Source organism: Spirillospora sp. CA-128828, assembly GCF_050945415.1.
Taxonomy (GTDB): domain Bacteria; phylum Actinomycetota; class Actinomycetes; order Streptosporangiales; family Streptosporangiaceae; genus Spirillospora.
On record NZ_CP191986.1, the window covers coordinates 6,954,925 to 6,978,596 of the forward strand.

Sequence of the window (23,672 nt, forward strand, 5' to 3'; positions counted from 1 at the left end):
ATCGTGAATCAGACCACACGGGCAACGTGACATCAATGGTAAAAACGTCACAAGTTGGACGGTGGCCGCCCGTGGCCGTCTAGCCGCGCAGGTGGCCCTCCCCCGTCACCACGTACTTGGTGGACGTCAGCTCCGGCAGCCCCATCGGACCGCGGGCGTGCAGCTTCTGCGTCGAGATGCCGATCTCCGCGCCGAAACCGAACTCCTCGCCGTCGGTGAAGCGCGTCGAGGCGTTCACCATCACGGCCGCCGAGTCGACCAGGGAGACGAACCGCTTGGCGGCGGGCTGGGAGGTCGTCACGATCGCCTCGGTGTGGCCGGACCCGTACTGGCGGATGTGCGCGACGGCGTCCTCCAGGGAGTCGACCACGCGGGCGGCGATGTCGAGCGACAGGTACTCGGCGTACCAGTCGTCCTCGGTCGCCTCCACGACCTCGGACCCGTACGACCGGATCCGGTCGTCGCCGTGGACCGTCACCCCGGCGTCCTTGAGCGCCTCAAGCGCGCGCGGGACGAACGTCTCCGCGATGTCGGCGTGCACAAGGAACGTCTCCGCCGCGTTGCAGACCGAGGGACGCTGCGTCTTCGCGTTCAGCAGGACGTCCACGGCCATGTCCACGTCGGCAGCAGCATCCACGTACACAGCGCAGTTCCCGACGCCCGTCTCGATCACGGGAACCGTCGACTCCTCCACCACCGAGTTGATCAGCGAGGCGCCGCCGCGCGGGATCAGCACGTCCACCAGTCCGCGCGCCCGCATCAGATGCTTCACCGACTCGCGGGACGTCCCCGGAACGAGCTGCACCGCGTCCGCCGGGACCTCGGTGCCGGCCAGCGCGCCCTGCATCACCTCGACCAGCGCCGTGTTCGAGTCGTGCGCGGACGACGAGCCGCGCAGCATCGCGACGTTCCCGCTCTTCAGGCACAGCGCGGCGGCGTCCACGGTCACGTTCGGGCGGCCCTCGTAGATGATCCCGACGACGCCGAGCGGCACCCGCACCTGCCGCAGGTCCAGCCCGTTCGGCAGCACGTTCCCGCGCACCGTCTCCCCCACCGGGTCCGGCAGCGCGGCGACCTTCCGGACGGCGTCGGCGATCGCCGCGATCCGCTGCTCCGACAGGCTCAACCGGTCGATCATGTACTCGGAGGTGCCGCCCTGCCGGGCCCTCTCGACGTCGACCTCGTTCGCCTTGACGATCTCCGGCGCTGCCGCGACCAGCGCGTCCGCGATCCGGTGCAGCGCCGCGTCCTTCGCCGCGCGCGGCAGCGGAGCCAGCCCGGCCGCGGCCTGCCGGGCGCGCCGCGCCACCCGCAGAAACTCGTCGCGCTCGTCGCTCATCACAACGCTCCCTCGTGCAGGACCACCAGGTGGTCGCGGTGGATTATCTCGCGTTCGTACTCGGCGCCCAGCTCGCGGGCCAGCCAGCGGGTCGAGCGTCCCATCAGGTCGGGGATCTCCGACGCGTCGTAGTTCACCAGCCCGCGCGCGACGACGCGGCCGCCGGTGTCGCACAGGTCGACGGGGTCGCCCGCGGCGAAGTCGCCGTCCACGCCCGTCACACCGGCCGGGAGCAGGGACTTGCGGCGCCGCACGACCGCCTCGACCGCGCCCGCGTCCAGCGTGACGCGGCCCTGGCCGGTCGTGGCGTGCGCGAGCCACAGGTTCCGGGTCGACATGCGGCGGCCCTCGGCCGGGTGGAACAGCGTCCCGACCCGGTCGCCGGCGAGCCCGTGCGCGGCGGACGCGGCGTTCGTCAGCACGACGGGGACGCCCGCGATCCGGGCCGCCTCCACCTTGGTGACCATGCCGCCGGTGCCGACGCGTCCGGACCGGCCGAGCTTGACGTCCTTCAGGTCCTCCGGGCCGCGGACGTCCTCGACACGGCTGGCGCCGGGCTGGCGGGGGTCGCCCGTGTAGAGGGCGTCCACGTCCGAGAGCAGGATCAGCGCGTCCGCGCGGATCAGGTGCGCGACCAGCGCCGCGAGCCGGTCGTTGTCGCCGAACCGGATCTCGTCGGTCGCGACGGTGTCGTTCTCGTTCACGATCGGCAGGACGCCCATCGCGAGGAGCTGCCCGAGGGTGCGCTGCGCGTTGCGGTGGTGCGAGCGGCGCATCATGTCGTCGGCGGTGAGCAGCACCTGCCCGACCGTCAGCGCGTACCGGGCGAAGGACGAGGTGTAGCGGGCGAACAGCAGGCCCTGGCCGACGCTCGCCGCCGCCTGCTGGGCGGCGAGGTCCTGCGGGCGGCGGGTCAGCCCGAGCGGGCCGAGCCCGGCGGCGATCGCACCGGACGACACGAACACGATCTCGGAGCCGTCGGCGCGGCGGCCGGCGAGGACGTCCACGAGCGCGTCGATACGGTTCGCGTCGATCGTCCCCTGCGGCGTGGTCAGCGACGACGACCCCGCCTTCACCACGATGCGCCGGGCCTTGGCGATCGCCTCACGCCCGCCCATGGTCATGACTCCGCTCCCTGCGGGAGGACGACCCCCCGCACCTCCCGGTTCGCTCCGCTCATGACCAGCCGTCCAGGCGGCGATCGGTGCCGCGGGGCCCCATGGCGGCCTCGCCGGCCGGGACCTCGGGCTCCCAGTCGAAGACGATCGAGTCCTCGCTCGTGCCGATCAGGACGGTCGCGCCCGCGTTGGCGCCCGCCTTGGCCAGCGCCTCCTCCACGCCGAGCCGGGCGAGCCGGTCGGCGAGGTAGCCGACGGCCTCCTCGTTGGCGAAGTCGGTCTGCCGCAGCCACCGGACGGGTTTCGTGCCGGTGATCAGGTACGTGTTGTCGCCGAGGGTCCTGACCTCGAAGTCGGTGTCGCCGCCGACCGGCTCCGGGCGGATGACGATGCGGGTCGGCTCCGCCTGCGGCAGCGACGCGCGGTGCTCGGTGACCATCGCCGCCATCGCGAACGACAGCTCCCGCAGCCCCTCGTGCGTCGCCGCCGACACTTCGAAGACCTTCAGGCCGCGCTCCTCGAACATGGGCCGCACCATCTCGGCGAGGTCGCGGCCGTCCGGCACGTCCACCTTGTTCAGCACGACGATGCGGGGACGGTCCGACAGCGGGCGGTCGCCCAGCACCCGGTCGTACGCCTGGAGCTCGCGTTCGATGACCTCGAAGTCGCTCACCGGGTCGCGTCCCGGCTCCATCGTGGCGCAGTCGAGGACGTGCGCGAGGGTCGACGAACGCTCGATGTGGCGGAGGAAGTCCAGGCCGAGGCCGCGCCCCTCGCTGGCGCCCTCGATCAGGCCCGGCACGTCCGCGACCGTGAACGTCGTGTCGCCCGCGCCGACCACCCCGAGGTTCGGGATCAGCGTCGTGAACGGATAGTCGGCGATCTTCGGCTTGGCGGCGGACAGCGCGGCGATCAGCGACGACTTGCCCGCACTGGGGAACCCGACGAGCGCGACGTCGGCGACGCTCTTCAGCTCCAGGACGACGTCACGCTCGTCCCCCGGCTCGCCGAGCAGCGCGAACCCGGGCGCCTTGCGCTTGGCGGACGCCAGCGCCGCGTTCCCGAGCCCGCCCTGGCCGCCCTTCGCGACCACGTACCGGGTGCCCTCGCCGACCAGGTCGGCGAGCACGGTGTCGCCGGACTTCACGACGGTACCGTCCGGGACGGGCAGGATCACGTCCCCGCCGTCCGCGCCCGTCCGGAGGCTGCCCTGCCCGGGCCTGCCGTTCCCGGCCTTGCGGTGCGGACGCCGGTGGTATTCGAGGAGGCTCGCGGCGTTCGAGTCGACGACCACGACGACGTCGCCGCCGCGCCCGCCGTTCGCGCCGTCCGGGCCGCCGAGCGGCTTGAACTTCTCCCGGTGGATCGACGCGCAGCCGTTCCCGCCGTTGCCCGCGGCGACGTGCAGCACCACCCGGTCGACGAACTGCGCGCCCGATCCCGCTCCAGCGGCCACGGTGAACTCTCCTCAGTGAAAACGGCGAAGGGGCGGACCGACGAACGGTCCGCCCCTTCGAAAGTCTCTTCCCTCGGCGGAGCTTATCTGGGGGACGACCCCCAGACCCCCGAAGGGGCGGACGGCCGATCCTCGCTCCGCTGCGGTCGCCCGTCCTTATTCCGCCGGCGGGACGATGGCCACCGCGTTGCGGCCGCGGTACCGGCGGAACTGCACCGCGCCCGCGACCAGCGCGAACAGCGTGTCGTCGCCGCCGCGCCCGACGCCCGGGCCGGGGTGGAAGTGGGTGCCGCGCTGCCGGACGATGATCTCGCCCGCGTTGACGACCTGGCCGCCGAACCGCTTCACGCCGAGGCGCTTGGCGTTGGAGTCGCGACCGTTGCGGCTGGACGATGCGCCCTTCTTGTGTGCCATGTGACCGCTCTCCCTTACTTCCCGGCCTTGATACCGGTGATCTTGACCTCGGTGTAGGGCTGACGGTGACCCATCCGCCGCTTGTACCCGGTCTTGTTCCGGTAGTGCATGATGTTGATCTTCGGGCCCTTGACCGCGCCGAGGATCTCGGCGGTCACCTCGTAGCGGGCGAGGTCGGCCGTCTTGCTGACGACGTCGTCGCCGTCCACGACCAGCAGGGCCTGAAGCTTCACGGTCGAACCGACCTCGCCGGCCAGCTTGTCGACGGTCAGCACGTCGTCGACGGCGACCTTCTCCTGCCTGCCGCCTGCGCGGACAATCGCGTACACCGCGGAAACCCTTCGTCTGCGCGCGCTTCCGGACTGAACCGGTCCCGCGCGTGGCTCACCAGCCCCCGGATGGGGGCCTACCCCCGGCACCGGGCCGAGGGCGGCACACCAGAGGAGACCTCTGGCGCTCTCTGCTTGGCCTCACCGGATCGGCGAGGTGAGCACCGAACGAGCCCCGGACGGGGTTCGCGGTGCGGGTTCGGGCGACGCGCACACGACGCGCCGAAGTACAAGGGTACCGGATGCCCTGACCGGAACGCGAACGCGTCCGGTCAGGGCACGGACCTTCGTCAGTCCCCGGATTCCGCGGTCTCGGCGGCCTGGGCGGTGGCGCGGGGGCGGCGGGCGCGGCGGCGTCCGGACGGCTGCTCTCCGGATTCGGCGGGCGCCTCGGCGGGCGCGGAGCCATTGGGCTCGGCGGCCGACACGTCGGCGGTCACCCCGGTGCCGTTCAGGTCCGGCCCGCTCGGGTCGGTCCCGTTGGCGGCGACCGCGACGGGCTCGGCCTCGGCGGAGTCGAGGGCGCCCGGGGTGGAGCCGGCGGTCTCCTCGGCGGCGTCGGCGGCCTCCACAGCGGCCTGCGCCGGGGGCTCGTCGATCTCCGGGGGCGGGCCGGCGGGCCGCTTGGCGGGCCTGGACTTCTTCGGCCGGGAACGGGCCGGTTCCGGCGCGGGCTCTGCCGCGGCCTCTGCCGGAGTCTCCTCCACGGGCTCCTTCGGCTTGGACTCGTGGCGGGCCAGCTTCTCCTCGACCGCCTTCTCGACCTCGCCCTTGCGCTTGCGGCGGCGGCCGCTCTCCTTGCCGGCCGCCTTCTCCGCCTTCGGCTCGACGGGCGTCAGCTGGACGTGGATGCCGCGGCCGTTGCAGCACTCGCAGGTCTCCGAGAACGCCTCCAGGAGCCCCTGGCCGACCCGCTTGCGGGTCATCTGGACCAGGCCGAGCGAGGTGACCTCGGCGACCTGGTGCTTGGTACGGTCCCGCGACAGGCACTCGACGAGCCGGCGCAGCACCAGGTCCCGGTTGCTCTCCAGCACCATGTCGATGAAGTCGATCACGACGATGCCGCCGATGTCGCGGAGCCGGAGCTGGCGGACGATCTCCTCGGCCGCCTCCAGGTTGTTGCGGGTGACGGTCTCCTCCAGGTTGCCGCCCTGCCCGGTGAACTTGCCGGTGTTGACGTCGATGACCGTCATCGCCTCGGTGCGGTCGATCACCAGCGAGCCGCCGGACGGCAGCCAGACCTTGCGGTCCAGCGCCTTGGCGATCTGCTCGTCTATGCGGAACGAGGTCAGGGCGTCCTCACCGCCCGTCCAGCGCTCGACGCGGCCGGCGAGGTGCGGGGCGACGTACTCGACGTACTCGGAGACGGTGTCCCAGGCGTCGGCGCCGGACACCACGAGCTTGGAGAAGTCCTCGTTGAAGATGTCGCGGACGACCCGGATCGTCAGATCGGGCTCGCCGTAGAGCAGCGACGGGGCCGAGGCCGTCTTGACCTTCTTCTGGATGTTCTCCCACTGCGCGGCCAGGCGCGACACGTCCCGGGAGAGCTCCTCCTCGGTGGCGCCCTCGGCGGCGGTCCGGACGATCACGCCGGCGTTCTCCGGCATGACCTTCTTCAGGATCGACTTGAGGCGGCTGCGCTCCTTGTCGGGGAGCTTGCGGCTGATGCCGGTCATCGAGCCGTCCGGCACGTACACGAGGTAGCGGCCGGGCAGCGAGACCTGGCTGGTCAGCCGGGCGCCCTTGTGGCCGAGCGGGTCCTTGGTGACCTGGACGAGCACCGACTGGCCCGACTTCAGCGCCGACTCGATGCGGCGCGGCTGGCCCTCCAGGCCGGAGGCGTCCCAGTTGACCTCGCCCGCGTACAGGACGGCGTTGCGGCCCTTGCCGATGTCGACGAACGCCGCCTCCATCGACGGCAGGACGTTCTGGACCTTGCCGAGGTAGACGTTGCCCACGTACGACTGGTGGGTGGCGCGGTTGACGTAGTGCTCGACGAGGACGTCGTCCTCCAGGACGCCGATCTGGGTGCGCTCGCCCTCCTGCCGGACCACCATCACCCGCTCGACGGCCTCGCGGCGCGCCAGGAACTCCGCCTCGGTGATCACCGGCGGGCGGCGGCGGCCCTGCTCGCGGCCCTCGCGGCGGCGCTGCTTCTTGGCCTCCAACCGGGTCGAGCCCCGCACGGACCGGACCTCGTCCTCGGCGGCGGCGCGCTCCTCCCGTGCGGTGCGCACGTGCACGACGGTGTTCGGCGGGTCGTCGGAGCCGTTGCCGGTCTCGGCGTCGCCCGCGGAACGGCGCCGGCGGCGGCGACGCCGGCGACTCGACCCGTCCTCGGCGCCATCGCCCTCGTCCTCGGCGGCCTCCTGCTCGGGCTCCTCGGCCTTGGGCTCCTTGTCCTTGCCCTTGTCCTTCTCCTTGCCCTTGGCGGGGGCCTTGGCGGCCTTGGTGGTCTTGGTGGTCTTGGCCGCCCTGCCGCCCTTGGCCGCCTTGCCGGCCTGCTCGTCCTTGGGCTCCTCGTCGGCGGCCTCTTCGGGCTGCTCCTCGTCCTCGGCGCCCTCCTTGCCGCCCCGGCCCCGGCCGCGGCCGCCGCGGCGGCGGCGCCTGCGGGACGGACGGTCCTCGGAGTCGTCCTCGTCCGACGGGCCCTCGTCCTGGTCGTCCTCGCCGGTGTCGCGCTCGGCCGGCTCGGGCTTCGGCTCGTCCTTGGGACGGGCAGGCCCCTCCGCCTTCGGCTGCGGCGGCTGGAAGACGACCATCGGCGGCTGGAAGGTCACGCCGGGGACCCCGACGCCGCTCGCGGGCTCGGTCTCCGACACCTGCTCGGGGGCCACCTCCGCGCCGGCGACCGGCACGGCGGGGACCTGCGGCACCGACGGCACGCCGGGCACGTCCGGCGCCTCGGAGGCGGCGGCCTGGGCGGAACGGCGCCGGGTGCGGGTGCGGGGTGCCGGCGCCTCCTCAGGCTCGGACGCGGCCTCCGGCTCGGACGCGGCCTCGGGGGACGCCTCGGCACCGGTCATCGGGACGGGCTCGGACGTCTCGGCGGCGGCCTTCGCCGTCCTGGTGCGGGTACGGGTCCTGGTGGCGCGCTTCGGCGGCTCGGGGGCCTCCGCGGGCGGGACGGCCTCCTCCGCGGACGCGGTCTCCGTCTCGGCGGCGGGGGGCGCGGCCGGGGCGTCGTCCACCTCGGGCGGGGGCCCGGCGGGACGGCTCGCGCGGCGCGGCCGTGTCGTCACGCCCGCGTTCTCCGCCGGCGCGTTCTCGGCCGGCGCGGTCTCCGCGGTCCCGTTGTCGACGGTCTGGTCATCAGTGCCTTCGGCCGTGGCCGAATCGGCTTCGTTCTCAAGCATCCGGGCAATCTCCCGTCAGGCTCCCGGGCGCGTCCGCTCGCTCCGCCGATGGGCGGATCGGTGCGGTGCGCCGCACGAGAGCACCTCGTCAGTCGTCGGCGTCGTCACCGCCGGACGGTCGTCCGGCCATGACGACGAAGTCGTCGGGGGCGCGCCCGCCGTACCCTGCGGACCGGTTCCGTGCCACCACGGCTTCGGTCCCACGGTCAGGCGCTGACGGCATCCACGCTCGCGGCGTCCCCGGGCTGCGGCCGCTCCTGGCCGCGGGCCGTGCCGGCGTCGTCGCCGGACGGCAGGCCGATCTCCCGGTCGGGATCCAGGGGATCCGCGAGACCACCGGTGTCCGCGTCGAGGGGCCCCTGCGCCAGCCTGGTCACCAGCGGTGGTGACGGCGGCGCGAGGTCGGCGACCTGGCGCAGTCCGGTGAGGATGTCGTCGGGTCGTACGGCGGGTGTGGAATGCCGAACAACCATTCGAAGTATCGCACAAGGGGCATCCGCCGCCTCCGCGGCGCGCCGGTCCAGCTCACAGGAGGACACGGCAGCGCGCACGTCGAACCGGCGCCGCCCCTTCTTGGTGAGGCGCTCGACCTCGATGCTCCCGGCGTCCATGAAGACGGCCACGGCGGCGGCGGCGTCGCCCTCGGCCACGCCGTCCAGCCTGATCCGCCATTCGGACGCCTCGAGCCGATCGGCGAACGCGCCCGGCCTGACCGGCGCGTCGCCGCGTCCCGTCCCGACCGGCACGACGTCCACGATGTCGAGCCCGGGGGGCAGGGCCGCGTCGAGATCGGCCCGCACCCGCGCAGGGTCGCGGGTCTCGGTGAGCCCGATCTCAAGGTACTCGGCCTCACTGGCCACCCCTGTCGCCGCCGCACCCGCGTACGAGATCTTCGGGTGGGGGGTGAATCCGGCGCTGAACGCGACAGGGATCCCGGCGCGCCGCACGGCGCGTTCCACGGCCCGGGAAATGTCGCGGTGGCTCGTGAACCGCAGCCTGCCCCGCTTGGCGTAGCGGACGCGCAGTCGCTGGGTCACGGGGGCCGGCGCCGGACCCTCCGGCATGGGTGCCAGGGTTCTGGTCCTTCCTACTCGTGTCGAGCCGAAATCTAAGGTCTCCCTATAGAGTACGGGTCACCGGACACGGTTCCGCCAGGCACCGGTCCCTCAGGCTCGAAACCCTCGCAGCTCAGGGCTTTCACGAGGCCGAATCCGGTTACACCGGGCTCAGCGGCAGCAGCTTGCGGCCGGTGGGGCCGATCTGGATCTCGGTGCCCATCGTCGGGCAGACGCCGCAGTCGTAGCAGGGCGTCCAGCGGCAGTCCTCGACCTCGGTCTCGTCGACGGCGTCCTGCCAGTCCTGCCAGAGCCACTCGCGGTCGAGGCCGGCGTCGAGGTGGTCCCAGGGCAGCACCTCGACCTCCTCGCGCTCCCGGACGGTGTACCAGGCGAGGTCGACGGTCTCCTCGCCAAGAGCCTTCTCGGCGCAGGCCGTCCAGCGCTCGTAGGAGAAGTGCTCGCTCCAGCCGTCGAAGCGGCCGCCGTCCTCCCAGACGGCCCGGATGACCCGGCCGACGCGGCGGTCACCGCGCGACAGCAGGCCCTCGATGATGGACGGCTGGCCGTCGTGGTAGCGCAGGCCGATGGCGCGGCCGTACTCCTTGTCGCCGCGCAGGGCGTCCTTGAGGGCGTGCAGGCGGCGGTCGACGGTCTCGTGGTCGCACTGCGCGGCCCACTGGAACGGGGTGTGCGGCTTCGGCACGAACCCGCCGATGGACACGGTGCAGCGGATGTCCCTGCGGCCGGTGGCGTCGCGTCCGGCCTGGATGACCCGCTTGGCCATGTCGGCGATCGCGAGGACGTCCTCGTCCTCCTCGGTGGGCAGGCCGCACATGAAGTAGAGCTTGACCTGCCGCCAGCCGTTCTCGTAGGCGGTGGTGACGGTGCGGATCAGGTCGTCCTCGGTGACCATCTTGTTGATGACCTTGCGCATCCGCTCGGAGCCGCCCTCGGGGGCGAACGTCAGGCCGGAGCGCCGCCCGCCGCGGGAGAACTCGTTGGCGAGCGTGATGTTGAAGGCGTCCACGCGGGTGGACGGCAGCGACAGCGAGGTGTTGGTGCCCTCGTAGCGGTCGGCGAGGCCCTTGGCGACGTCGCCGATCTCGCTGTGGTCGGCGCTGGACAGGCTGAGCAGCCCGACCTCCTGGAAGCCGGACTCCTTGAGGCCCTGCTCGACCATGTTCCCGATCGTGGTGATCGACCGTTCCCGCACCGGACGGGTGATCATCCCGGCCTGGCAGAACCGGCAGCCGCGCGTGCAGCCGCGGAAGATCTCCACGCTGAACCGCTCGTGCACCGTCTCGGCGAGCGGGACGAGGGGCTTCTTCGGGTACGGCCACTGGTCGAGGTCCATGACGGTGTGCTTCTCGATCCGCCACGGGACGCCCGGGCGGTTCGGCGCGACCCGCTGGATCCGGCCGTCCGGCAGGTAGGTGACGTCGTAGAAGCGCGGCACGTACACGCCGCCGGACGCGGCGAGGCGCAGGAGCACCTCGTCCCGCCCGCCGGGCTCGCCCTCGGCCTTCCACTCGCGGATCACCTCGGTGATGGCGAGCGCGATCTCCTCGCCGTCGCCGAGCACGGCGGCGTCGATGAAGCCGGCGATCGGCTCCGGGTTGAACGCGGCGTGCCCGCCCGCGATGACGATCGGGTGGTCGCCGGTGCGGTCCGCGGCGTCCAGCGGGATCCCGGCGAGGTCGAGCGCCGTCAGCAGGTTTGTGTAGCCGAGTTCGGTGGAGAACGACACGCCGAGCACGTCGAACGCGGCGACCGGGCGGTGCGCGTCCACCGTGAACTGCGGGATGCCGTTGCGGCGCATGACGGCCTCCATGTCGGGCCAGACCGAGTAGGTCCGTTCCGCCAGGACGCCGTCGCGCTCGTTAAGGATCTCGTAAAGGATCTGGACGCCCTGGTTCGGCAGCCCCACCTCGTAGGCGTCCGGGTACATCAGCGCCCACCGGACCTCGGCCTCGTCCCAGTCCTTGAGCTGGGAGTTCAGCTCGCCGCCAACGTACTGAATCGGCTTCTGCACGCTCGGGAGCAGCGGCTCCAGGCGCGGGAAGAGCGACTCGACCGGCATGACGGAAACCCTCCGTGCAGGGGACGTGGGATGAACGCCCAGCCTACGCCGTCCCCGCCCCCTAATCGAACGTGCTCTTGGGTGGCGACCGCTCAGTCGAACGGCCGCCTGCGCACGTGGACCGCCTGCAGGAGGCCGAAGGCGATCATGTTCGCGAAGGTGGCGGAGCCGCCGTAGGACACGAACGGCAGTGGCAGCCCGGTGATCGGCATGATCCCGATCGTCATCCCGACGTTCTCGAACGTCTGGAACCCGAGCCAGCACACGACCCCGGTCGCGACGAGCGTCCCGAACAGGTCGGCGGCCTGCGACGCGATCCGCAGCCCGCGCCACATCACCACACCGAGCAGCACGACGATCACCGCGGCGCCGACGAAGCCGAGCTCCTCCCCCGCCACCGTGAAGATGAAGTCGGTCTGCTGCTCGGGGACGAAGTGGCCGCCGGTCTGCTCGCCGTGGAACAGGCCCTTGCCGAAGGCGCCGCCCGACCCGATCGCGATCCGCGCCTGCTGGGCGTTGTAGCCGGCGCCGCGCGGGTCGGCCTCCGGGTTCAGGAACGCGGTGAACCTGGCGATCTGGTAGTCCTCCAGCAGCCCGAAGAACCAGACCGCGGCGGCGGCCGCGGCGCCGCCGCCGACCAGGCCGACCAGCCAGCGCTTCTGCGCCCCGGAGATCGCCAGCATGCCGAGCACGACCGCGATGAACACCAGCGTGGTGCCGAGGTCCGGCTGCAGCATGATCAGCACACCGGGCACCCCGGCGAGCACGAGCGCGAGCAGCACGTCGCGGCGGCCCGGCCCGATCTCCCCGTCCCGCGGCTCGCCGAGGATCATCGCGAGCAGCACCACGAGGCCGACCTTCGCGAACTCCGACGGCTGCACCTGGAACCCGCCGCCGATCACGATCCAGGAGTGCGAGCCGTTGATCGTCGAGCCGAGCGGGGTCAGCACGGCCAGCAGCCCCGCGCACGCCAGCCCGTACAGGATGGGGACGTAGGCGCGCAGCAGCCGGTAGTCCAGGACGGTGACGAAGCCGCCGAGCACGAACCCGATGATCAGGTTCAGGATGTGCCGCTTGAGGAAGCCCTCCGGGTCCTTGCCCTGCTCGGTCAGCAGCTGGAACGTCGCCGAGCGCACCAGCAGCACGCCCGCCGCCGACAGCGCCAGCACGGCCACGAACAGCGGCCAGTCCAGCCGCCGCAGCACGGCCAGCCGGCTGCCCCACGTCCGCCGCGCCGCATACCCGTCGACGCTCCCCACACCGGATCCGGTGATCACGGGGCGGCTCCCTCACCGGGCATCTTCGGCAGGTCGGACGGGAGCTTCCCGTCCTTGAGGATGGGCTTCTTGTCCTTCGTCCCGTACATGGCCTCCCAGATCTCCCGGACCGCCGGTGCGGACGTCTGCGCGCCCTGACCGCCCTGGGAGACCATCGCGACCACCGCGAAGCGGGGCTTCTTGACCGGGCCGAACGAGGCGAACCAGGACGTGTCCTGCTTGCCGTAGACCTCCGCGGTACCGGTCTTGCCGCCGACGTCGACGCGTTTGAAGTCGAATCCGGAGAACGCGCCGGACGCGGTTCCGCTCTTCGGCACGTCCGCGAGGGCGGTGCGGATGTACGTCAGCACCTTCGTGTCGACCGGCAGCTTCTTCGGCGGCGGGGCCTCGATCCGGCGGACGACCGTGCCGTCCGCCCGCACGATCGCCACGCCCAGCCGCGGCGTCAGCAGCCTGCCGCCGTTCGCCATGGCCGCGTACGCGCGGGCGAGCTGCAGCGGCGTCACCAGGACGTCGCCCTGCCCGACCGAGAAGTTCGCCGCGTCACCGGGCCGCCACACGAAGCCCTCGGTGCAGTTCTCCGTCGCGACCGCCTTCAGGTACGCGGCGCGGGCCGGGTCGGTCTTCGCGACTTCCGGGTAGCCCTCTTTGGCGCCCTTGCAGTTTCCGGCCCTGGTGACCTCCCAGAAGTCCTTCTTCCAGGTGCGGTCCGGGATGCGGCCGTCGCTCTCGCTGGGAAGGTCGACGCCGGTCTTCGCCCCGAACCCGTAGTTGCGCGCCATCTTCACCATCGGGTCGGACGGGTTCTTCTTCGGCTTCATCCCGCCGTCGCGCTGCCACTCCTGGTAGGCGAACCGGTAGAAGATCGTGTCGCAGGACTTGACGAGGGCCGTGTGCAGGTTCATCGGCCCGAGCGCCTCGCCCTCGAAGTTGCGGAAGGCGCGGTTGCCGACGTTGTACGAGCCCGGGCAGTCGTAGGTGCCGTGCAGGCTGTTGCCGTCCTTCACCGCGGCCGACACCGAGGAGATCTTGAACGTGGAGCCGGGCGCGAACTGCCCCTGCGTCACGCGGGAGATCAGCGGCTCGCCCTGCTTCTTGCCGAGCAGCGCGTCGTACTCGTCCTGGGAGATGCCGCCGGTCCAGATGCCCGGGTCGTAGGTCGGGTAGCTCGCCATCGCGACGAGCCTGCCGGTCTGCACGTCCATCACGACGGCGCCGCCGGCGTCGGCCGGGCGGCCCGCCTTGCGCGCCCCGTCGATGGCGTGCTTGAGCGCGGTCTCCGCCGCGCCCTGCACACCCGCGTCGATGCTGGTGACGAGGTTGCTGCCGGAGATCGGCTGCTGGTCCTCGGCGGTTCCGGTGACGCGTCCCTGGCTGTCGACCAGCACCTTGCGGAACCCGGGCTCGCCGCGCAGCGCCGCGTCGTACTGGGCCTCCAGGCCGTCCCGTCCGACCAGGTCGACGCCGCTGTAGCCGGTGACCTTGAGCCCGGTGCGCTTGTCGAGCTCCTCCTGCGTGACGGGCTGGAGGTAGCCGAGGACCTGGGCGGGCCGCGCGGCGTCCGGCTGCGGGTAGTCCCGGACGGCCTGGACCTGCGCGGTGACGCCGGGGAAGTCCTCCTGGCGCTCCATGATCTGCAGCGCGCGCTTCGCGTCGACGTGGTCCTCGACCGGGATCGGCTGGTACGGCGAGCCGGGCCAGCAGGGCCGCTTGATGCCGGGGCCGCACAGCCGGATCCGCTTGGAGATCTCGTCGTTGCTCGTCCCGAGAACGGCCGCGAGCCGCCGCAGGACGGTCTTGCCGCCGTCCTTCTGCCGGGACAGCGTCGTACGGTCGACGGACACGACGAGCGCGCTGCGGTTCCGGACGAGGGGCACGCCCCGGTCGTCCAGGATCATGCCGCGGGTCGCGGGGACGACGATGTCGCGGGTGCGGTTCTGGGCGGCGATCCCCCTGTAGTGCGCGCCCTCCAGGACCTGCAGCGTCCACATGCGCCCGACCAGGACGAGCAGCAGCGCGGCGACCAGCACGTACAGGACGACGAGACGAAAGTGGGTCCTCGGGTTCACAGGTTCCCGCCCCGCCCCGACATCGCGCGGTAGCGGGCGGCGGGCACCGCGAAGCGGTCCCGGGTTCGTTCGCCGCGTTCGTACCGGCGGGTGGCGCGCAGCACCGCCCACACGACGAACGGGCTGGCGATGACGTCGTACAGGACCTGCAGCGGCACCATGCTGGACACGGTCGCCCATTCGGCGCGCGGGTCGCCGAGGATCATCCCGGTCCCGGCGTACAGGACGGTGCCGGCGAGCGCCCCGGCGGCGACGGCGAAGAACGGCACCGCGGACTGGCGGTCCATCTCGGCGGACGCGGCGCCGCACAGGTAGCCGATGAGGCAGTAGACGAGCGCGTACCGGCCGAGGGTGTGGTCGGCGGGCGGGATGATGTCGGCGGCGAGGCCGGCGAGGAACCCGGTCACCATGCCGGTCATCGACCCGGCGACGAGCGCCAGCGCCACGACGGCGAGCAGCACCAGGTCGGGCTGGACGCCGCCGGGCAGCGGCAGCCGGTTCGCCACCGACACCTGCAGGATCAGCGTCACGGCGATCACCACCGCGGTCACCACGGTGCGGCCGGCGGGCGACGCCTCGGGTGGGTTCAGCACGTCAGTCCCCCGCGCTCGGTTCGGTGGTCGGGCTCTTCGAGCCGTGCGGCCTGGCCTTCGGGCTGCCGCTCGGCGACGGGCTGGTGGTGGGGCTCGTGGTGGGGCTCGGCGACGGGGGCGGTGGCGGCTTCGGCGGCAGGACCGAGTCCCGCGGGTCGGTCTTCGGCGGGGCGACCACGACGGCGACGACGTCCAGGCTGGTGAACCGCACGAACGGCCGGACGTAGGCGGTGCGTGTCAGTGCGCCGGTGGCCCGCTCGATCCGCTCCACCACGCCGATCGGGACGCCGGGGACGTACGGCCGCTGGCCCTGCGATCCGAGCGTGACGATCCGCTGGCCGACGTGGATCGGCGCGGCGGCGTCCAGGAGCTGGAACCGCAGCGGCGTCTCGCCGCCCCCGCCGAGGCCCCGGCGGCCGCGGCCCTGCGTGATGCCGATCTCCTTGGAGTCCTCCAGGCGGGAGCCGATGGAGGAGGTCTGGTCCGTGGCGAGCAGGACCGTGGACGTCGCGGGGCCGACGCGGGTGATGCGGCCGACGAGACCGTCGGCGCTCATCACGGTCATGTCGGGCTTGATGCCGCTGCGGCTGCCGACGTCGATCGTGACGGTGTCCTCGAAGCCCTGCCCCGCGGAGATCACCTGCGCGGCGTGGATCTTGTAGCCGCCCATCCCGGCGGTGCCGAGGAGCCGCTTCAGCTGCGCGGACCGGTCCTGGTCGAGCCGCGCGGAGCGCAGTTGCTCGCGCAGCCGCTGGTTCTGCCGCTCCAGCTGATCCGCGCGGCGCCGCTCACCGGGCGCGTCGGTGACCGCGTCGAAGGTGTCGCTCACGGGCCGGACGACGGACGCCGACGCCCGCTCCACCGGGCCGAACACCGTCGCACCGAGGCCGCGCAGGCCGCCCAGCGGGGAGTCCGCCCCGCCGCGGTAGTCGATGGTGATCATCGCGAGCGCGACGACGAGCAGCGCACCGAGGACCGCGCGGGTGCGCCGGGTGTCCTTCACGCACCGACCTCCCGTTCCCTGGTCCGCCTGGAGCGCAATGCCTCACGAAGGGGACGACCTCCACGTCCCCGGCGGACTACGTCCGAATCCATGCCTCTCGAGGAGGGACGAACGACGTCCCCCGGCGGACTACGTCCGGCTCAGTGCCGCGGCTCCGGCACGAGGACCTGCCGCAGAGACTCGAAGTCCTCGACGCACTTGCCGGTGCCGAGCACCACCGAGTCGAGCGGGTTGTCCACCAGGTGGATGGGCATCCCGGTCTCCTCGCGGAGCCGTTCGTCGAGGTTCTTCAGCAGCGCCCCTCCGCCGGTCAGCGCGATCCCGCGGTCCATGATGTCGCCGGACAGCTCGGGCGGGCACTTGTCGAGAGTGGTCTTCACCGCGTCCACCACGGCGTTGACCGGCTCCTCGATGGCCCGCCGCACCTCCTCGGCGGAGATCACGACGGTCTTCGGCAGCCCGCTCACGAGGTCGCGGCCCCGGATCTCGGCATGCGGCTCCTCGTCGCCGCCGGGATAGGCCGACCCGATCGCCATCTTGATCTCCTCGGCGGTACGTTCCCCGAGCATCAGGGAGTACTCCTTCTTGGAGAACGAGATCACGGCCTGGTCGAGCTCGTCGCCGCCGACGCGGACCGACTGGCTGGTGACGATCCCGCCGAGCGAGATGATGGCGACCTCGGTGGTGCCGCCGCCGATGTCGACGACCATGTTGCCGGTCGGCTCGTAGACGGGGAGCCCGGCGCCGATCGCGGCGGCCATCGGCTCCTCGATGATGTAGACGCGGCGGGCGCCGGCCTGGTAGCCGGCCTCCTTCACCGCACGCTGCTCCACCCCGGTGATCCCGCTCGGCACCGCCACCACGATCCGCGGCTTGGCGAAGTGCCGGCGCTTGTGCACCTTCTGGATGAAGTAGCGCAGCATCCGTTCGGTGACGTCGAAGTCGGCGATGACGCCGTCCTTGAGCGGCCGGACGGCGACGATGTTGCCCGGTGTGCGGCCGATCATCCGCTTCGCCTCGATGCCCACCGCGACGATCTTCCCGGTGTTGGTATTGATCGCCACCACGGAGGGCTCGTTCAGGACGATGCCACGCCCGCGCACGTACACCAGGGTGTTGGCGGTACCAAGATCGACCGCCATGTCACGGCCGAGAAACGACAGCTTGTTACCCATGAAGAAAGGGAGCCCTTCACGATTGACGGGCGTTCATAGCGGCCCGTCCATCGTAACGTGGACCCCCGCCCGTGGGCAGTCACCCCGGCGCCGCGCGTCGCGAAAAAACCGCGTCCTGACCAGCTCGGTTTTCCATAAACAAGAACCCCGGCAGGTTTAACCTCTGCCGGGGTTACCGGCCGCGCGGTCCAGGGGGGCGCCCCCTGGGTGAACACGGCACCTGGGGCGAACTCAGCCGAGTTCGGGGAAGAAGAGCTTGATCTCGCGCTCGGCGGAGAAGGTGGAGTCGGAGCCGTGCACAATGTTCTCGCCGATCTCCAGGGCGTGGTCGCCGCGGATTGTGCCGGGGGTGGCGCTGACCGGGTCGGTGGCGCCGGCGAGGGAGCGGAACGCCTCGATGGCGCGCGGGCCCTCCACGACCATCGCGACGAGCGGGCCGCCGGTGATGAACTCGACCAGCTCGCCGAAGAACGGCTTGGCGGCGTGCTCCTCGTAATGCGCCTCGGCGGTCTCGCGGGCGAGGGTGCGGAGTTCCAGCGCGACGAGCTTCAGGCCCTTGCGCTCGATCCGGGAGACGACCTCGCCGACGACACCGCGGCGGACGCCGTCGGGCTTGACCAGAACAAGAGTGCGCTCGGACACGTGTGGTTCTCCTCGAAAACTGTTTTCGGATTCGGCAAGCGCGCGAATACTACCCGGCTCGCGGGCCTGGGGCGGCATCGCCGGGAAGCGGCGCGGCGGCGGAGCGCGCCGTTCTCGCGCGCGCGGCGCACAGGCGGGCGGCGGCTCCGGCGAGCAGCGCGGCGGCCGCTCCCGCGACGATCAGCCAGATGCGGTAACCCTCCAGCAGGGCGTACATCTGCTGCGCGCCGGTCGCGGGACGCAGCCGCTGCAGCCGTGCGGCCTGCAGCGACAGGACGAGGAGCTGACCGGCGAGCACCGCGGGGAAGCACAGCGACAGGCCGAACAGCGCGGCGCCGACGCCCGCGTCCCGCAGCGAGGCGGCGAGGGCCAGCCCGGCGCCGGCGCCGAGCGGGACGAGCGCGGCCAGCGGCGCCCAGCGGCCGTGGGCGTCGGTGGCGAGTCCGGCCAGCACGGCGGCGAGCATGAGGAGGTGCCCGGCGGGAACCGCGCCGCGCGCTCCGGCACGGGTCGCGGCGAGGGCCCCGGCGAGCGCGGCGGCGGCCGCCACGGCGAACGGGAGCAACGGGATGCCCGCGGCGCCGGTCATGCGGGCGTCGGCGGCGGTGAGCCCGGCCAGCGGGCCGGCGACCGGGTAGCAGAGCAGCCCGGTGGCGATCATGACGACCGCGCAGCCGAACGGGCTGCCCGCGGTCGCGTCCCGGGCACCGGTGAGGGCGAGGCCGACCAGGGCGGGCAGCGCGAGCCCGGCGACGAGCAGCCGGGCGCCGGGCGACCAGCCGTGGGCGGCGATCACGGCGAGGAACGCGAAGCCCGCCGCCGGGACGAACGGGAGGAGCAGCTGCCCGCGCTCGGTGTGCCGGGACGCGGGTAGCCGCCAGGGGCCGCGCCCGCGCAGGAGCGGGTGGGCGAGCACCGCTCCGGCGGCGGCCACCGCGAGCAGAGGGCAGGGCGCGAGCGCGACGCGCCAGTCGCGGACGGCGGCGCCGCCGGGGGGCATGGGGACGGCCTTCAGCGCCAGCGGCATCGCGAGGATGAGCGACCCCGCGAGGGCGCCCGCCCATGCGGCGGACAGGGCACGGTCCCGCCGCTCCCACACCAGGACCAGGGTTGCGGGCAGGACGATGCCCGCGCCCGCGCCCTGGACGGCGCGGATCGTCCCGACGAGAGGCACCGACTGCGCGAACCGGACGGCGCTGACACCGGCCATCAGGATCGACATACCGGTGAGGAGGACGGCCCAGGCGGGGAACCGGCGCGCGGCGACCGCGGCGAGCGGCACGGTGACCAGCAGCGCGGGAAGGGAGAGGCCGGTGGCGCGCAGCAGCCCGGGGATCTCGGCGTCGCCGAGTCCGAGCGCGCTCGCGGCGGCGGGGACGACGTTGACCGACGCGTCGGGCACCACCAGGACGGCGGCGGGCAGTGCGGTGAACGTCAGCAGCAGCGCGCCGAGCGCCGCGAGCCGGTGCCGCGTGGGCCCTTCACCGGTGGGCTCCAGCAGCTCTGCCGAGCACTCCAGCGGCTCCGCCGGGCTCTCCAGGGGCTCGGCCGGGCGTCCGGCGGCGAGGGCTCCGGGCGGGTTTTCGGGTGCGTGGGAGGACACGGCCTGCTCCTTCGGACGTCGTCGTCCGCCGCGCGCATTTCCCGAAAGAGAAAGATGTCCAAATTAAGGCAATAATTCGAATTCGCGATAATCGGCGGACGAAATGATGCCGTCCCCGCGAACCTAGCGCGGCTGAGCGCCTCCCACCTTGTGTCCCAGCCAAATGGCGGTTCCCCAAAGCGCCCCGAACACGACACCGAGGAAGAACATGGCCGGCACGATGAACCCGGTCGCGATGATCAGCACCTGCAGGACGGTGCCCGCCGTGATCGCCCAGGGGAATCGCAGCAGCCCGGCCAGCACCAGGCAGAGGACCGCGAGGCCGCCGCACACGCCGCCGGCGGTCGCGCCGTCCACGTCCAGCACCGACACGGCCACCGGGATCGCGAGCGCGACCACGATGGCCTCGCAGGCCAGCACCGTGGCGAACAGCCTCCGTGCGGGGTTCGCGGCGGGCCGCGTGCCCATGCTCGTCACCGGCCCTCCTCAACGCGCAAGAGCGTGCGGGCGTCGCCCGCCGTGACCACCGAGCCGGTGATCAGGACGCCGGCGCCCCGGTACTCGCCGGTCTCCTCGGCGAGGCCGATGGCCCGGTCGATGGCGTCGTCCAGCCGCGGCTCGACATGGACGCGCTCGGGTCCGAAGATGCTCTCGGCGAGCTCGGCGAGCTCCTCGGGCGGCATCGAGCGCGGCGAGGAGTTCCGCGTCACCACCAGCTCCGCCAGCACGGGTTCGAGCTGGTCGAGGACCCCGGCGACGTCCTTGTCCGCGGCGATGGCGAGCACCCCGGCGAGCCGGGTGAAGCCGAACGACTCGGTGACCGTGGCGACGGTGGCGGCCATCCCGGCGGGGTTGTGCGCCGAGTCCAGCAGGACGGTCGGGCCCGTCCGCGCGACCTCCAGCCGTCCCGGCGAGGCGGACTTGGCGAAGCCGCTGCGGACGAGCGCGGGATCGAGCTGCCCCTCGCCGCCGCCGATGTAGGTCTCGCCGGGCGCGATCCGTGTCGCCGCCTCCAGATTGGGCTCGCCCCTGGTCGGTGCCCCGCTGGCGAAAGCCTCCACGGCGGCGAGCGCCGTCGCCGCGTTGCTCGCCTGGTGCTCGCCGAACAGCGGCAGGAAGATCTCGTCGTAGCCGCCGTGCAGGCCCTGCAGGCGAAGCTGCTGGCCGCCGACGGCGACGTCCCGGCTGAGCACGCCGTACTCGATGCCCTCGCGCGCCACCGCCGCGCCGGTCTCGGCGACCCGCCGCAGCAGCACCTCGGCCGCCTCGACCGGCTGCTGGGCCAGCACCGCGACCGAGCCCGGCTTGATGATCCCCGCCTTCTCCCCGGCGATCTGCTCCAGCGTGTCGCCCAGGTAGCGGGTGTGGTCCAGGCCGATCGGGGTGATCACCGCGACGGCGCCGTCCGCGACGTTCGTGGCGTCCCACACGCCGCCCATGCCGGTCTCGACCACCGCCACGTCGACCGGTGCGTCCGCGAACGCCGCGAACGCCATGGCCGTGAGGACCTCGAAGAACGACAGCGGCACCGCATGCTTGCCGTCGATCAGCTGGAGGTAGGGCAGGACGTCGTTGAACGCCTCGACGAACCGTTCCTCGCCGATCGGTTCCCCGTCGATCGCGATGCGCTCCCGCAGCGTGGTCATCTCGGGGCTGGTGTAGAGCCCGGTGCGCAGGCCGCGTTCGCGCAGCAGCGACTCGACGAGCCGGGCGGTGCTGGACTTGCCGTTCGTTCCGGCGATGTGGATCACCGGGTACGCGCGGTGCGGTTCGCCCAGGACGTCGACCAGATCGGCGATCCGGTCGAGGGTCGGGTCGATCTCCCACTCGACGCCGCGTCCCATGATCGCGCCGACGGCGGCCCTGTAGTCGGACGGCTCGGTTACCTGACTCACGGTCACAGAGCCTACTCGGCGGTGCCCGTGCCCCCGTCCGGGCCCACACTGGAGACATGGACGTGTTCTTCCGCGAGTGGGAGCGGCGCGCACCGGGCGAGACCCGCGACGTCGGGCGCGCCCGTGCCCTCGCGAGCGCGCTCGGCCTCCTTGCGCCGGACGCCCCGGTCCTGACCGTCGTGGGTTCGAAGGGAAAGGGCACGACGGCGACCTACGCGTCGGCCTTCCTCGGGGCGGCCGGCCTTCGTGTGTGCACCGTCACAAGTCCGGGTCTGCGCAGCCACCGCGATCGGATCAGGGTGGACGGGCGCGCCGTTTCCGGCGAGGAGCTCGCCCTTCTCGCGGATGTGCTCGAAGAGGCCATGGCCGCGCTTCCGCCGCCCTCGAACGGTTATCTGTCCCCATCGGGGCTCTTCACCATCGCGGGCGTCCTGCACGCGGGCCGGGTGGACGCGGAGGCGATCGTCCTGGAGGCCGGGATGGGCGGGCGGTCGGACGAGGCCGCGCTCTTCCCGCCGGACGTCGCCGCGATCACGCCCGTCTTCCGCGAGCACGCCGGGGTCCTCGGCGACACGGCGGCGGAGATCGCCGAGGAGAAGCTCGGCGTGGCCGGTCCGGCCGCGCACGTCCTGTCGGCGCCGCAGTCGGCCGGGGTCACCGCGGTGCTCGGCGACGTGGAGTTCGTCGGGTCCGGCGGGAGCGGGCTCCCCCCGGACCTGCTGCCCGCCGGGCTGGGCCGCGCCGGCGCCGAACTCGGCGTGGCCGCCGCCCGCCGTCTCCCAGGCGTGACCGAACCCGCGCCCGGGGCGGTGCGGGACGTGCTGTCCTCGATCGTCCTGCCCGGGCGGCTGTCCTGGCACGACGTCCCCGGGTCGGCGACGAGGCTGCTCATCGACTCGGCCATCGACCGGACCGGCGTCGCGGCCGCCCTCACCGCCGCGCGGGAGACCTGGGGGACGATCGACCATGTCGTCGTCTGCCTGCCCGACCACAAGGACCTGGAGGGGGCCGTCACCGAACTGGAGGCGCTGCCCGTGACGTTCGTCCGGCTACCCCTGCCGCACCTTCGCTTCACCCACGCGCTGCCGCCCGGCTGGGACGTCGTCGACTCCCCCGCCATCACGCCCGAATCGCTCGCGACGCTCGGTCATCGCGTCGTCGTCCTCGGCACCGTCTACTTCACCGGGCACGTCCTCGACGTGGTGGACGCCGACACCGAACGCCTCTACGTCACTTCGGCCTCTCGACGCCGTTCCTGATCCGGCGCATCACGTCGGCCATCAGCGAGAACTGCGGGTTCACCGTGGCACGGTTGGACGCGACGATGCCGAACGAGTCCCTGGTCGCCCACGCGCAGTACGTGTGGGTCTCGGCGAGGACGGCGAACGTGCCGCAGACGGCCTTGCCGCCCTTGCCACCGGGGTCCGCGTCCTGCCCCGCGATGAACGTGGTGGGCTGCGCCTTCTGCAGGAAGTCCGCGGGCTTGCCGATCGCGCCCGTCCCGCCCATGAACAGGACGTTGACCTTGCCCACCGGCTCCTCGGTGTAGACGGCGAGCCCGTGCTTGGCGACCGGAACGCCGCCGGCCTCGATCGCGCCCGCGATGAACGGGTACGCCGCGCTCGCCTGCGGTGCGGTCAGGCCGTCCTTGCGCAGGCCGCCGGCCTCCTGGCCCGCGTCGATCACCTTCTTGGACGCGGGATCGGCCGTCGTGCGGCCGCCATCCAGCGCGCCGCCGCCGGTCCCGAACGCCAGCACACCCGCCATCAGCACCACCGCCGCGACCACGGCGACGCCCGCGACCAGCAGCAGCCTCGGCGCACGCTTGCCGGGCGTGGGCGGACCGCCCGGGACCGTCGGCAGCGGGCCCGTGCCGCCCGGCAGGGCGCCGTGCGGGCCGGTGCCGCCCACGATCGGATGCGCCCCCGACCCGTTCACCGGGCCGGGCATGACCTGCGGACCCGAGCCGTCCCGCGGCGCGGGAAGGATCTGCGGGCCCGTGCCGTTCACGAGCACGTGCGGGCCCGTCCCGTCACCGGAGTCCACCGACCACCATGGCCGCGCACCGCCGAAGGGCTCCGGACCGGCGGTCTCCGGTACGGCATCGTCCTCGATGACCTGCCCCGCGTCCCCGTCGTCCCCGGACGAGGAACCGGACGGATCTCCTGTGGGGGGACGACCCCCCACACCCCCCGCAGGAACGGGCCGGTCCGTTTCCCTCCGCTCCGCCGGAGCTCCGCTCCGGGAACCGGACCGGCGTGGTGA

Annotated in this window: 19 protein-coding genes; 1 reads left to right on the forward strand and 18 read right to left on the reverse strand. The window is 72.7% G+C overall.

Annotation, left to right across the window (positions count from 1 at the left end):
- Positions 1 to 79: 79 nt before the first annotated feature.
- The 17 genes from ACQPXG_RS33500 to ACQPXG_RS33580 form a co-directional block, all read right to left on the reverse strand.
- Positions 80 to 1,339: a glutamate-5-semialdehyde dehydrogenase gene (locus ACQPXG_RS33500; protein WP_433463139.1), complete on the reverse strand. Its 1,260-nt coding sequence runs from the start codon at positions 1,337 to 1,339 to the stop codon at positions 80 to 82.
- Positions 1,339 to 2,463: a glutamate 5-kinase gene (proB, locus tag ACQPXG_RS33505; RefSeq protein WP_433463140.1), complete on the reverse strand. Its 1,125-nt coding sequence runs from the start codon at positions 2,461 to 2,463 to the stop codon at positions 1,339 to 1,341. Before proB ends, ACQPXG_RS33500 begins: the two co-directional genes overlap by 1 nt.
- A 52-nt stretch (positions 2,464 to 2,515) precedes the next feature.
- A complete protein-coding gene (obgE, locus tag ACQPXG_RS33510; RefSeq protein ID WP_433463141.1) occupies positions 2,516 to 3,913 on the reverse strand; it encodes a GTPase ObgE in 1,398 nt (465 codons plus the stop codon).
- Between the two features lie 156 nt (positions 3,914 to 4,069).
- The gene (gene rpmA, locus ACQPXG_RS33515) at positions 4,070 to 4,327 is read right to left on the reverse strand and encodes a 50S ribosomal protein L27 (protein WP_433463142.1); all 258 of its coding nucleotides are present in this window, start codon (positions 4,325 to 4,327) and stop codon (positions 4,070 to 4,072) included.
- A 14-nt stretch (positions 4,328 to 4,341) separates the two neighbouring features.
- Positions 4,342 to 4,656 carry a 50S ribosomal protein L21 gene (gene rplU, locus ACQPXG_RS33520; protein WP_433463143.1) on the reverse strand — a complete coding sequence of 105 codons (315 nt, stop codon included), beginning with the start codon at positions 4,654 to 4,656 and terminating at the stop codon, positions 4,342 to 4,344.
- Positions 4,657 to 4,946: 290 nt separating this feature from the next.
- Complete coding sequence (locus ACQPXG_RS33525) at positions 4,947 to 8,012, reverse strand: Rne/Rng family ribonuclease (RefSeq protein ID WP_433463144.1); 3,066 nt, start codon at positions 8,010 to 8,012, stop codon at positions 4,947 to 4,949.
- 206 nt (positions 8,013 to 8,218) lie between these two features.
- On the reverse strand, positions 8,219 to 9,076 hold the full coding sequence (locus ACQPXG_RS33530) for a TIGR03936 family radical SAM-associated protein (protein WP_433463145.1): 858 nt from the start codon (positions 9,074 to 9,076) through the stop codon (positions 8,219 to 8,221).
- Between the two features lie 151 nt (positions 9,077 to 9,227).
- Positions 9,228 to 11,150, reverse strand: coding sequence for a TIGR03960 family B12-binding radical SAM protein (locus ACQPXG_RS33535; protein WP_433463146.1), 1,923 nt, complete (start codon positions 11,148 to 11,150; stop codon positions 9,228 to 9,230).
- Between the two features lie 92 nt (positions 11,151 to 11,242).
- Entirely contained in the window at positions 11,243 to 12,427 is a 1,185-nt protein-coding gene (rodA, locus tag ACQPXG_RS33540; protein WP_433463147.1) for a rod shape-determining protein RodA, read from the reverse strand.
- Positions 12,424 to 14,496, reverse strand: coding sequence for a penicillin-binding protein 2 (mrdA, locus tag ACQPXG_RS33545; RefSeq protein WP_433463148.1), 2,073 nt, complete (start codon positions 14,494 to 14,496; stop codon positions 12,424 to 12,426). Before mrdA ends, rodA begins: the two co-directional genes overlap by 4 nt.
- Entirely contained in the window at positions 14,493 to 15,089 is a 597-nt protein-coding gene (mreD, locus tag ACQPXG_RS33550) for a rod shape-determining protein MreD (RefSeq protein WP_433463149.1), read from the reverse strand. The genes mrdA and mreD overlap by 4 nt, the downstream gene beginning before the upstream one ends.
- 1 nt (position 15,090) lies before the next feature.
- Positions 15,091 to 16,092: a rod shape-determining protein MreC gene (mreC, locus tag ACQPXG_RS33555; protein ID WP_433463150.1), complete on the reverse strand. Its 1,002-nt coding sequence runs from the start codon at positions 16,090 to 16,092 to the stop codon at positions 15,091 to 15,093.
- 140 nt (positions 16,093 to 16,232) lie between these two features.
- Positions 16,233 to 17,267, reverse strand: a complete 1,035-nt coding sequence (locus ACQPXG_RS33560; RefSeq protein WP_067794123.1) for a rod shape-determining protein — start codon at positions 17,265 to 17,267, stop codon at positions 16,233 to 16,235.
- Between the two features lie 231 nt (positions 17,268 to 17,498).
- Positions 17,499 to 17,909, reverse strand: a complete 411-nt coding sequence (ndk, locus tag ACQPXG_RS33565) for a nucleoside-diphosphate kinase (RefSeq protein ID WP_433463151.1) — start codon at positions 17,907 to 17,909, stop codon at positions 17,499 to 17,501.
- Positions 17,910 to 17,958: 49 nt separating this feature from the next.
- Positions 17,959 to 19,512, reverse strand: a complete 1,554-nt coding sequence (locus tag ACQPXG_RS33570; protein ID WP_433463152.1) for a hypothetical protein — start codon at positions 19,510 to 19,512, stop codon at positions 17,959 to 17,961.
- 123 nt (positions 19,513 to 19,635) lie between these two features.
- Complete coding sequence (locus tag ACQPXG_RS33575; RefSeq protein WP_433470091.1) at positions 19,636 to 19,980, reverse strand: DUF4233 domain-containing protein; 345 nt, start codon at positions 19,978 to 19,980, stop codon at positions 19,636 to 19,638.
- Positions 19,981 to 19,985: 5 nt separating this feature from the next.
- Positions 19,986 to 21,356, reverse strand: coding sequence for a bifunctional folylpolyglutamate synthase/dihydrofolate synthase (locus ACQPXG_RS33580; protein ID WP_433470092.1), 1,371 nt, complete (start codon positions 21,354 to 21,356; stop codon positions 19,986 to 19,988).
- Between the two features lie 107 nt (positions 21,357 to 21,463).
- Here ACQPXG_RS33580 and ACQPXG_RS33585 point away from each other — a divergent pair, with 107 nt between their 5' ends.
- Entirely contained in the window at positions 21,464 to 22,666 is a 1,203-nt protein-coding gene (locus ACQPXG_RS33585; protein WP_433463153.1) for a hypothetical protein, read from the forward strand.
- Here ACQPXG_RS33585 and ACQPXG_RS33590 read toward each other — a convergent pair.
- Positions 22,638 to 23,594 (reverse strand): hypothetical protein, encoded by a 957-nt coding sequence (locus ACQPXG_RS33590; protein ID WP_433463154.1) that lies wholly within the window; start codon positions 23,592 to 23,594, stop codon positions 22,638 to 22,640. The two genes, ACQPXG_RS33585 and ACQPXG_RS33590, sit on opposite strands and share 29 nt — an antisense overlap.
- Between the last annotated feature and the right edge of the window lie 78 nt (positions 23,595 to 23,672).